The 11,543-nt window shown below is 44.2% G+C and carries 7 protein-coding genes; 3 read left to right on the top strand and 4 right to left on the bottom strand.

The window, feature by feature from the left end:
* Positions 1–2: 2 nt before the first annotated feature.
* Positions 3–1,220, bottom strand: a complete 1,218-nt coding sequence (locus BBC0122_RS03045) for an MFS transporter (protein WP_077991191.1) — start codon at positions 1,218–1,220, stop codon at positions 3–5.
* A gap of 528 nt (positions 1,221–1,748) precedes the next feature.
* Here BBC0122_RS03045 and BBC0122_RS03040 point away from each other — a divergent pair.
* Both BBC0122_RS03040 and guaB read left to right on the top strand, forming a co-directional pair.
* Positions 1,749–3,320: a phospholipase D family protein gene (locus tag BBC0122_RS03040; RefSeq protein ID WP_077991189.1), complete on the top strand. Its 1,572-nt coding sequence runs from the start codon at positions 1,749–1,751 to the stop codon at positions 3,318–3,320.
* A 635-nt stretch (positions 3,321–3,955) separates the two neighbouring features.
* The gene (gene guaB, locus BBC0122_RS03030; protein ID WP_077991184.1) at positions 3,956–5,452 is read left to right on the top strand and encodes an IMP dehydrogenase; all 1,497 of its coding nucleotides are present in this window, start codon (positions 3,956–3,958) and stop codon (positions 5,450–5,452) included.
* A 454-nt stretch (positions 5,453–5,906) separates the two neighbouring features.
* Here the strand turns inward: guaB and BBC0122_RS03025 are convergent, their stop codons facing one another.
* The gene (locus tag BBC0122_RS03025; RefSeq protein ID WP_077991180.1) at positions 5,907–6,821 is read right to left on the bottom strand and encodes a hydrogen peroxide-inducible genes activator; all 915 of its coding nucleotides are present in this window, start codon (positions 6,819–6,821) and stop codon (positions 5,907–5,909) included.
* A 418-nt stretch (positions 6,822–7,239) separates the two neighbouring features.
* Positions 7,240–8,121 (bottom strand): universal stress protein, encoded by an 882-nt coding sequence (locus BBC0122_RS03020; RefSeq protein WP_077991175.1) that lies wholly within the window; start codon positions 8,119–8,121, stop codon positions 7,240–7,242.
* Between the two features lie 635 nt (positions 8,122–8,756).
* On the opposite strand from BBC0122_RS03020, the gene BBC0122_RS03015 reads away from it, so the two are divergent.
* The gene (locus BBC0122_RS03015; RefSeq protein ID WP_077991174.1) at positions 8,757–10,214 is read left to right on the top strand and encodes a catalase; all 1,458 of its coding nucleotides are present in this window, start codon (positions 8,757–8,759) and stop codon (positions 10,212–10,214) included.
* Between the two features lie 62 nt (positions 10,215–10,276).
* Here the strand turns inward: BBC0122_RS03015 and BBC0122_RS03010 are convergent, their stop codons facing one another.
* Complete coding sequence (locus BBC0122_RS03010; RefSeq protein ID WP_077991173.1) at positions 10,277–11,356, bottom strand: NAD(P)-dependent alcohol dehydrogenase; 1,080 nt, start codon at positions 11,354–11,356, stop codon at positions 10,277–10,279.
* Between the last annotated feature and the right edge of the window lie 187 nt (positions 11,357–11,543).

Raw genomic sequence — 11,543 nt, 5'->3', positions numbered from 1 at the left:
CGTCAACCTTCTCGCTTGGTTTTCCGGTAAAGTTCAAGGTTAAGGCCAACGGCTATCAGAAGGATCAATGCAGTCACAAAAAAGACCGGACGAACACCGAACCATCCGCCGATAAAACCACCGCAAACCGGCCCCAATACCTGCCCCACATATTGTGAAGAAACAAAAAGTCCCAATATTGTTCCCACTGCATAATCGGGAACGAGATGGCGCAAAATAGCGGTGACACAGGGAATTAATCCGCCAAGCGCCAGTCCCAACAAAAACCTTAAAACAACAAGTGCCCAGGCAGAGGTTACAAATGCTTGCGGCAGCAACAGAATGACCGCCACAACCATCGCACCTAACAGAACTTTCCAATGTCCGATATGGTCGGCAAGTCTACCGAGTTCGGTTGCAGAAAGGGCACTTCCCAAGGCGGTCATGGACATGACCAGCCCCGCCCAGAAAGTGACGCTTGCCCCACCCTTTTGGAGCGTCTCGACATAAATTGTTATAATGGGTTCTATTGAAAGATTGGCAAAGGTTAAAAGTGCTCCGGTTGCCAACATGACAATAACACTTTGGTTGAAAAGACCGCGCACCCGCCTTTGTTCGGCTTTATCACGACGACGTTCGACAAAAACATTATGATTTTCATGGATTGCGAATGTCGTAACAATAAAAGTGATAAATATTAAAATACCAACTGCAACAAAGCAGGTTCTAAGACCAATATAATCGGGCAAGATACCGCCAATCAACGGGCCGATAAAATTGCCGCTCATAACGCCGGAAGAAATAATGCCCAACGCCCATCCGGTCTTGTCTTTCGGCGTTTGGGTGGCTGCCAGAATAGCAGCACCGGAAGCATAGCCACCCGCAAGCCCCGTTAATAATCGCAATAAAACCAATTGGGTAATGCTTGTAACAAAGCCCATCAATCCGATGGCTATAGCCATCCCCAAACTTGCTCGTACAAGCATGAGCTTACGTCCGTACCGGTCACCAAGACGCCCCCATAGCGGTGCTACAAGAGCAGCCGAAAAAAATGTTGCGGCATAGGCAATGCCCGACCATTGTGAAATTGCTTTTGGATTATCAATTCCAACTTCTTTAACAAAAAGTGGCAAAAAGGGAAGAAGCACAGTCATTCCGACGATCGTCGTAAAAGCACCGAAAGCCGATATAACGAGATTTCGTCGCCAATAAGGTGACACTTCTTCAGTTTGCCCGACCATTTCCTTTTGCCCTACCTCTTCCATCGCTGTAATATATCTGTCTTAATACAGGCCTGTCTGTTGAATTTCATCAGGGGCTGTTCAAAATAAAGTGCCTGATCCCGACTTTTTTCTGCTCTTCAATCGGGTTTGCGATCGTTCCTATCCCACCATGAAAATGCCATGCGTATCAACCGGACATTTTATTGTTTCTTGAAATAGAAAACAGCCAACCGGCTTTTACAGGCATTCATGTGTATTCACACGCATTTACTAGCATTCATTGGCCTCCACTGGCAGAAAAATATGTTTCATCCCGCTTTCGAGCCACTGACAAAGTTTAGCTTCTCGAAAAAGCAAAAGGGAAAAACGCGCTTTCGGATTTCATTTATGAAATGAACGTCTCCTATTTTATGCCTGATAAACCGATAAGTGATAAATTTGAAAATTATGAAACGGTTTTTAAAAAGGCAAATCAAGTTAATGAATAGACGGCACGATACGATTATATTAAATTACGTCGTTTTCTAAACTTCGAGAGCATTTTCTTTGACTATTTTGCAAATTGTCATCCTGTTGATTTTGGTGTTTGTGCTGGCTTCAATGCTGGCCGTATATGCATATGGACGCTTTGCAAAAAGTGCACGTGGTGAAAATTCTTACGCTCTTAAAGTTGACGAAAGCCGGACTGAGCTCGACCGCAAGATAGAAGATTTGGCAAAACGCGAAAACGGTCTCGGCATTGAAAAAGATGGGCTGTCACTCTTTATCAATAATCTCGACGCCTTTGCCGGACGTGCGGTTGCAACGGAACTTTCCGGCCGCAGTCTCGATTTGATGTATTATATATGGGATGATGATCTCACAGGGCGTCTTTTGTTAAAAGAAGTAATGGACGCTGCCGAACGCGGTGTACGTGTGCGCATGTTGCTTGATGACATTAATGCGCAAGGGCGCGACCCTGCCTATGTGGCTCTGGATAAACACCCGAATATAGAAATACGCATGTTCAACCCCGGAAGAGCAAGGAATGGCGGCTTGCGGCGTGGCCTTGAGATGATGTTACGTGCACTAACAGTCACCCGCAGAATGCACAACAAAGCGTTCATCGTTGACGGGCGCATAGCGTTTGTAGGTGGGCGCAATATTGCCGATGCTTATTTTGGTGCAGGCAAAGCGTCCAATTTTCGTGACCTTGATTTGATGCTTGTCGGGCCATCTGTCAAAAAGGTTGAAACAATTTTCGATTCATTCTGGAATAGTGCGGTTGCTTTGCCAATCCATGCTCTTGCGGTTCCCAAAAAAGCCCGTGACATCAATTATTGGAAAAACAAGCTGACCCAATTCCACGATTCGGGAAATGCCAAGCCTTATCTCGATTATGTGCAGGCTCATATGAACTTCGAGCACTTTATCAAACCGCAGCATAAGCTTTTTCCCGTTGTCGCGGTGGATGTCGTTTCGGACCCTCCCGAAAAAGCGCTGGGACACAGACCGGAAAACTGGCTGATGACCGTATTTTCGCCGTTAATTGACAGTGCAAAAACAGAACTTCAAATTACATCACCCTATTTTGTTCCAGGGAAAGCGGGAACCGAAAGGCTTTGTACACTTGCAAAAAATGGAACCGATGTGCGTATACTCACCAATTCACTGGCAGCCACCGATGTTGCGGCTGTTCACGGTGGTTATGCCCCTTATCGAAAACCGCTTCTTAAAGGTGGAGCCAAACTTTACGAGCTAAAACCCGATGGCGGGCCACACCGGTTGCGCCTGTTCGGTTCCGGCCGTGCGAGCCTTCATACCAAAGCATTTCTGATTGACGGCAAAACAGCTTTTATCGGCTCTTTCAATTTTGACCCGCGATCGGCTTCACTGAACACAGAAATGGGTATTTTGTTTGAATGCCCGCAGATCTCCGACAGACTGAACAAGCTTTTTGCCGAAGAAACAACAAAAGAGATGAGCTATCATCTTCATCTTGACAATAAAAGCCGCATTTATTGGAAATATGTTGAAGATGAAAAGCCATGTATTGCGAAACGTGAACCGGAAAGTCGTATATGGCGGCGGGCTTTTGCAAAATTGATAAGTTGGTTGCCTATCCAGTCCCAATTGTAAGAAAATAACCGGCGCGCCAAATTTCTTGATTATCAAACTCGGCTTGAAAACGGCACGTTCATCTTGCTTGAAATCTGACTATTCAAGAATATGCTGCATCAGGACTTGTTCCATCTATGAAGAGCGGGCAAGCGTTTTCTTCATAAAAAGCAAAACAAAAAGAAATTTAAAAGTGCTTTGTTTGTCTATTAAAATCTATGTCGAAAAAAAAGACGGATCTTCTTATAAATATATTGAAAATATCAATTTCAATTTATTGATAGACCAACTTCTGTAAAATACGGGTATAGCTTTTATCGGGAAAAAATCGTGAATGATATAGTTTGCAACTTCATGTGTTAATTTTCCCCATTTGTTATTTTTGCTGAAATCGCAATTTCCGTGCTAATTCCAGTGATGCGCTGAAAATGAAAGGAAATCCCGATAGATCACAACTCTATTTTTGTGAGGCACAATTACCGGTGATGCCGATATAATTCTCGAAATTTATAAATATACGTTAAAAAAATAATACAATTACTCTTTCCAATTTTATTCCGGCGTGTTACAAACCAGCGCCAATCCATAAGAAGCAATACGAATATGCCGCGGTACTTTGTTCCAGCGGTTCATTCGTTTTTAAAGGAATATTGGACATGGCAAAAATCATCGAAACAGCAACAGGTAGAGAAGCACTGACATTTGACGATGTGCTTTTACAACCTGCCCATTCTGAAGTTATGCCGGGACAGGTCGATCTTAAAACGACTGTTGCAACCGACATCGTTTTGAACATACCGCTTTTGTCGGCGGCAATGGATACAGTAACCGAATCCAGATTGGCGATTGCCATGGCACAATCGGGCGGAATGGGTGTCATCCATCGCAATATGACACCATCCGAACAGGCGGAGGAAGTCCGCCAAGTCAAGAAGTTCGAGTCCGGCATGGTTGTCAATCCGGTTACAATCGGACCGGAAGCAACATTGGAAGAAGCCAAGGCACTCATGGCTGCACATGGAATTTCCGGTATTCCTGTTGTCGAAAACGGCGAAAAAGGTCCGGGGCGTCTTGTCGGTATTCTGACGAACCGCGATGTCCGTTTTGCTTCTGATCCCAAACAGAAAATCTACGAATTGATGACACGCGAGAACCTTGTCACCGTTCGTGAAAATGTCCAACATGACGAAGCAAAGAAACTGCTTCATCAAAATCGCATCGAAAAGCTGCTGGTTGTCGATAATGAAGGGCGTTGCGTCGGGTTGATAACCGTAAAAGATATAGAAAAGTCCCGTCTCAATCCGAATGCTGCAAAAGACGCACACGGGCGTTTGCGTGTGGGGGCGGCAAGCACCGTTGGTAAGGATGGCATGGAACGCGCCGAACGGCTTATTGATGCCGGTGTTGATATTCTGGTCATTGATACTGCCCATGGCCATTCGCAACGTGTGCTGGATGCAGTCAAGGAAATCAAAAAGATTGCAGGTTCGACTGCCGTTATGGCAGGAAATGTAGCAACACCCGAAGCAACACAAGCACTCATTGATTGTGGTGCAGATGCTGTAAAAGTCGGGATTGGCCCCGGCTCCATTTGTACGACACGCATCGTTGCAGGTGTCGGTGTGCCGCAGCTTTCTGCAATTATGGGAGCTGTCGAAGTTGCCGATAAAGCCGGTATTCCGATTATTGCCGACGGCGGTATCAAATATTCGGGCGACCTTGCCAAAGCTCTGGCTGCTGGCGCACGAGCTGTCATGATCGGTTCACTGCTTGCCGGAACGGAAGAAAGCCCCGGTGAAGTTTATCTCTATAAAGGTCGTTCGTTCAAAGCCTATCGTGGCATGGGATCGGTTGGCGCAATGGCGAGAGGTTCTGCCGACCGCTATTTTCAGGCAGATGTCCATGACGAATTGAAGCTTGTTCCCGAAGGCATTGAAGGTCAGGTTGCATATAAGGGGCCGGCAGCCTCTGTTCTGCACCAACTTGCAGGTGGCTTGCGGGCTTCGATGGGCTATCTCGGTGCGCCAAACCTTGAGGAATTCCGTAACAAGGCAACATTTGTTCGCATTACCAATGCGGGTCTCAACGAAAGTCACACACACAATGTGTCGATCACGAGAGAAAGCCCGAATTATCCAAGTGCAGTTTTGTAAAGTGCAATCTTGTAAACCGGATAGCCCTTGTCGACCGGAAATGGCGGCAAGGGCTTTTTTGTGCCGAACAAGAAATTCCATTCCTTATGCAGTGAAAAGCTTCAAACGTTTTCGGCCTATATTTCAAATGGCTGGAAAGCACATTCCCGCGCAAAAATTTGAAATTCTGTTGACAGCTTCAAGAACGCCGCGCTGGAATCGTTCCGGCTTATACCCAATTCTATTCGGCCTGTGCTGACAGAATTCACCTTTTGCATTCAGTACTTTCCATCACATCCTCGCAACACGGCGCAAAATAGACAAGGAAAAACCGGAAATCTTATCTGCCGCAAAACGATTTGCAAAATGCGATGAAAGCCTTCCGACAGAATAACAACTGAATAACTGTCGCGTCCGGATTGGTTGGAATATGTATCGATCCGGCAATCACAGTTCCCTCCCGTGAAGTCGGGAATCAAACAATGAAGTTCCTTGCCTGTTCGAGAATGGGAAGAGCGAGTGACTTCACCAAATCGGCCAGAAGTTTGAAATCTTTCGAGCGGCGGGAACGTCTTCTCCAGAACAGACAAATATGGCGCTTAGGTGTTTCTCCTTCAAAAGCGACGATGCTGATATTATCAAGCCGTGCTTCTGTCGAAACAGCAATTTGCGGAATGATTGTTATTCCAATGCCGTTCGCAACAAGCTGCATCAAGGTTGTCAGCGAAGACGCGGTAATGTCGTGGCGATATTTTTTTGTTTGGCAGGCTTCAAGCGTTTGGTCGCGCAGGCAATGTCCTTCCTCCAACAACAACAATTTACCGGTGTCGACATCCCCTTGACGAACGTTTTTATAAATCGACTGCGGGTCGTCACGCGGCAACGCATAATAAAACTCATCGTCAAATAGAAATTCCGAAACAAATTCGCCATCCTCCAGCGGAGTGGCAGCCAAAACTGCATCAATCTCGCCGTTGCGTAACAATTCGACAAGGCGATCGGTTTTCGCCTCTTGTATCTGGAGCGAAAGAGATGGATATAAATGGCGCACCTTCGGCAACACCGACGGCAATATATAAGGTGCAACTGTTGGTATAATACCCAGTTTAACGGGATAGCTCAAAGGTGATTCATGGGCTGCAACAATATCGCTCAGGACAGATAGGCGAGCCAGAATATCATTGATTATCGGCAGAAAATTACACCCTAACGGCGTCAATATAATCCGTTTGGAAGTTCTCTCGAATAGCGCTGCACCGGCTATCTTTTCCATTTCGGCAATTTGCACGGAAAGCGCCGGCTGCGATATACCCAACTTTTCGGATGCCTCCCCGAAATGACCGGTATTGGCGAGAATTTGAAAATAGCGAAGCTGTCTTACAGTGAACATAATAAGTTTTTCTTATATAATTTAAAACAAAAATCAATTGGATTTTATTTCCTAATTGAATATTATCAAGCCGTTCTGAAGAAGAACGGGGTAGTACCTTGCCGGAGGGTTTTCTACCTATTACAGAGATTGAGAGCTTGCTATTTATTTTTCGACTTGGAAAATTCCGGGTTGGAATGTGGCGAGCGCTCAATCTGTGGCTGTAACAGATATTCTTCAGTCAACGCTTCAATGTTAGGTCATCGTTAAAAAACAGGTGACCGTAAGGAGGTCGGGACATTCCCCCTATGTTTCGGCCTCCTTTCCTTGATATTTTTTTGATACAAAGAAACCATCATACAAATCAGAACATGTGTTTTTTTGCCTTGGTTTTTCCGAAACAAGGCAAACAAAGTTCTCTCTTGCGATAGGCTTTCCTTTAATCCGTTGGATTTCCTATAATAAGTGCCGGAACTTTTATTTTCTGTATCAATGTCTTATGAAACGAACCGAATATAAGTTTTTTAATTTTTGCTTTGTTGAAGGCACTCAGAATAATCATATCGACTTCATTTTCATCAACAATCCTGTTAATGCCTTCTCCGTCGCGATCATCCTCCAGAAGCAAGGCGGAAGCCTGAACTCCCTCTTCATCCAACTGTTTTATAATTTGGTCGACATCTTCGGATACCGTTTTAAATGCATATTTTGAAAACGCTATATATATGGTTTTATTGGTAAAAAGCGGATATTGCCGTATATAGCGAATTGCCAGATCAAGTTCAAAGTCGTCATCATAAATAAGAAGTGCCTTATCAATCGGACCTGCATTGATAGTCGCAGCCAATACCGGTTTTGGCGAAGCGCGTATAATAGTCTCGAAATTACCGCCAACTTCCGATTGTTGGGTTTTATTGACAGTCTTTTGCCCCTGCTTGCCTATAACAATCAATGACGACTTTTTACCATAAAATCTTATAGCCTCGTCCAGACTGTCATAACGCAACTTGGTATCAACTGCATTTTTTGTATGCTTCTCGATATAGGCTTTCGCGTTATCCAATACTGTCTGCCCCAATTCCTGCATCAGGCGTGCATAAGAAGCATTATCATCATGGATCCCGCCCAGAAAATCCGTATAGAAGCGATTATCAATATCTTTTGCAATATCTGCCGGAATAGCAGCATCCTCGGACATTTTATCAAGAACATTCAATAGTCTGATTGGTGCGTTCAACTCTTTTGAAGCCCAAATGGCGAGGTCACAAACCGATTTCCAATATAAAGAGGAATCAACGAGCGCAAGTATTGGTTCTTCCATGTAATTCCCTGTCTTGCCGTTATCATTAGCGATTCAAAAATAAACTATTAATTTGGTTTGTTATTTTCTATAAAAACAATACATTATACAATAATTACATTCAATATCTTTGAAAATTTTTATATAAATTGTTTTAAAACTTTTTTAAAACAAATCTAAACATAATTCTTTACTCGAATATATCTATAATAGTTCTAATTTCACATTTAAACGCTTCAATATATTTTTTAAAACGGGATCACCCGAAAAACAGAAAATATTTTCCAACAGAAACAATTTTTAAAATAGAGCGATTGGTTATCAAATCCTGACATATTCCAGTGTTCGTTCAATCGGCTTTGACAATGCGGGAATAAAAAGGACAACCACCCATATGACGGCAAACTGCTTCGTTCTTAAAGTGAAAATCTCAAGCCCGCTTACAACCGTTGCAATCGGAATATATGCGACACATGCCGATATGGTATTGAACCCTCCGGGTGTGCCGAGCTTGTTGAAAGCCTTTAACCGGATTTTATCCTCACACCATAACCTTATCTAATGAGAAATTAAATAATTTAAAATTAGAATTAATTTAAACTTGCTCTATCTTCTTTAGGTGTGACGTTTTGAAAACAATAGATTTGGAGGCTCTCATGAGCGAGCGGATTACATTGACAACAACGGCGGGAGCTGCCGTACCTGATAATCAGAACTCCATTACTGCAGGTCCACGTGGTCCTGTGTTGATACAAGATTATCAATTATTGGAAAAATTGGCGCATCAAAATCGTGAACGCATACCGGAACGGACAGTTCATGCCAAAGGTGTCGGCGCTCATGGTGTGCTGAAGATTACCGGTGATATTACCCGTTATACGAAAGCTGCAGTGTTCAAACCGGGAACCGAAACGCCGATGCTTGGTCGTTTTTCCACTGTTGCCGGTGAAAGAGGAGCTGCCGATGCCGAACGCGATGTTCGCGGTTTTGCATTGAAGTTCTACACGTCCGAGGGCAACTGGGATCTGGTTGGCAACAATACGCCGGTCTTTTTTGTTCGTGATGCATATAAGTTTCCTGATTTCATCCATACGCAAAAGCGCCATCCGCGAACCAATTTGCGCTCGAACACCGCTCAATGGGATTTCTGGTCGCTTTCGCCTGAAAGTCTGCATCAGGTAACAATTCTGATGTCGGATCGCGGATTACCGATCGATACAATGCATATGAATGGTTATGGCTCCCACACTTATTCACTGTGGAATGAAAAAGGTGAACGTTTCTGGGTTAAATTCCATTTCAAAACAATGCAGGGACATAAATTCTACACCAATGCAGAAGCTAAAGAACTTGTAGGAACGACGCGCGAAAGTTCACAGGAAGCACTTTACAATGCGATCGAAAGTGGCAATTTTCCGCGTTGGAAAGTTCAGGTTCAGATTATGCCCGAAGCAGACGCTGACAAGACACCTTATAACCCGTTCGATCTGACAAAAGTTTGGCCTCATAAAGATTATCCGCCAATGGATATCGGTATTATGGAATTAAACCGCAATCCGGACGATTATTTTGCAGAAATCGAAGAGGCTGCTTTCTCGCCTTCCAATATCGTTCCGGGTATCGGTTATTCGCCCGATAAAATGTTGCAGGCACGTATCTTCTCTTATGCCGATGCGCACCGTTATCGTTTGGGCACGCATTATGAACAAATTCCGGTCAACAAACCCCTTTGCCCTGTTCATAATTACCATCGTGACGGGCAAATGAATACATATGGCGGACATTCGACCAATAATGTTGACGCCTATTATGAACCGAATTCGTTCAATGGCCCTGTAGAAGACAAATCGGCACAGGAACCGCCGTTAAAAATTTCCGGCGACGCTTATCGTTACGATCATCGGGCTGGCAATGACGATTACAGTCAGGTAACAGCACTTTTCAATCTGTTCGATCAAGACCAGAAAAACCGGTTGTTCTCCAACATTGCCGATGCAATGGAAGGCGTTCCCGATTTTATTATCGAACGTCAGCTTGGACACTTTGAAAAAGTCCATCCGGATTATGCCGCAGGCGTACGGGCTGCCATAAAACGTAAAAAAGAAAGCAAATAATTTCCATGCATTGAAAAAGCGGGCTTTTCAGCCCGCTTTTTTATAACTTATCCTGAACTTGTTCAGGCGCCGGTTTTGATAGCGATCTTCATGACCCCGTCGCGTTGGTGCGCAAACAGATCATAAGCCTTTTCTATATCATCCAGTTTATAAGTATGTGTAACGAGCGAACGTAAATCAACGCTGCCATTTTCAACAACATTCATCAAACGGCGCATACGTTCTTTACCACCGGGGCAAAGACCACTCACAATATCAATATCTCCGAGACCTGCGCGATAACCTGCCAGCGGTATTTTTAGATCATTGGAATAAACTCCGAGACTGGACAATGTACCGCCGGGGCGAAGAACATTCAGGCAAGACTCGAAAGTCGGCTGCGTACCCAAAGCCTCGATAGCAACGTCAACGCCACGCCCGTCTGTCAAGCGCATGATTTCTTCAACAGCATTGCAGGCTTTGAAATCGACAACATGGGTTGCACCCAGTTTTTTGGCCATTTCCATACGAGCCGGCACTGTATCAACACCGATAATCGTTGTTGCACCGCATAATTTTGCACCGGCAACAGCACACAAGCCGATCGGCCCCAATGCCCAGACAACAACAATATCACCAATTTTTACTCCGCCACGTTCGGCACCGGAAAAACCGGTCGACATAATATCAGGGCACATCAACACCTGTTCATCGGTAAGATTGTCAGGAATGGCACATAGATTTGCCGCAGCGTCATTGACACGCAAAAATTCGGCTTGGGCACCGTCAATCGTATTGCCGAATTTCCAGCCGCCCATAGCCTCGAAACCATGTTTCGTATGCGGGCCATCTTGCGAACCACAACCACACATACATGCATTGGAGATACCGCTTGGTGTAATCGCACCGGCAATCACACGTTGCCCCTCACGGAAACCTTTGACTTCGGAACCGAGTTTTTCGATAATTCCGACCGGTTCATGACCAATTGTCAAACCTTTTTCTACCGGATATTCGCCTTTGAGAATATGAATATCAGTTCCACAGATTGTGGTTGTAGTAATGCGGATCAATGCATCCATCGGCCCGATATCGGGAACGGGCTTATCTTCCAGCACAATCCGGTTTTTTTCTACAAATACTGCTGCTTTCATTTTGGCCATAAAGCACTCCCTTTCAGCTTTTATCCTAGAGCGTTTCAACGAAGTTGATTATACTGGAATTAAAGTGAAAGTGAAATAGTATTTTTGCAATGTTTATTTATTTATACTATTAAAATATAATCAAAATTTAAAGAATAATAAACAATATAAAATATATTATATAATATATTTTATCTATTCTAAAAAA

This window comes from Ditibartonella choladocola (genome assembly GCF_002007565.1).
GTDB classification, from domain to species: Bacteria; Pseudomonadota; Alphaproteobacteria; order Rhizobiales; family Rhizobiaceae; genus Bartonella; species Bartonella choladocola.
The sequence above is the reverse complement of the archived record's forward strand: the minus strand, read 5'-3'. Positions and strand labels throughout refer to the sequence as shown.

Bases quoted from the DNA above. Each gene is read 5' to 3' on its own strand.
- BBC0122_RS03045 (WP_077991191.1), bottom strand. From the start codon at position 1,220: ATGGTCGGGCAAACTGAAGAAGTGTCACCTTATTGGCGACGAAATCTC.
- guaB (WP_077991184.1), top strand. From the start codon at position 3,956: ATGGCAAAAATCATCGAAACAGCAACAGGTAGAGAAGCACTGACATTT.
- BBC0122_RS03025 (WP_077991180.1), bottom strand. From the start codon at position 6,821: ATGTTCACTGTAAGACAGCTTCGCTATTTTCAAATTCTCGCCAATACC.
- BBC0122_RS03020 (WP_077991175.1), bottom strand. From the start codon at position 8,121: ATGGAAGAACCAATACTTGCGCTCGTTGATTCCTCTTTATATTGGAAA.
- BBC0122_RS03015 (WP_077991174.1), top strand. From the start codon at position 8,757: ATGAGCGAGCGGATTACATTGACAACAACGGCGGGAGCTGCCGTACCT.
- BBC0122_RS03010 (WP_077991173.1), bottom strand. From the start codon at position 11,356: ATGGCCAAAATGAAAGCAGCAGTATTTGTAGAAAAAAACCGGATTGTG.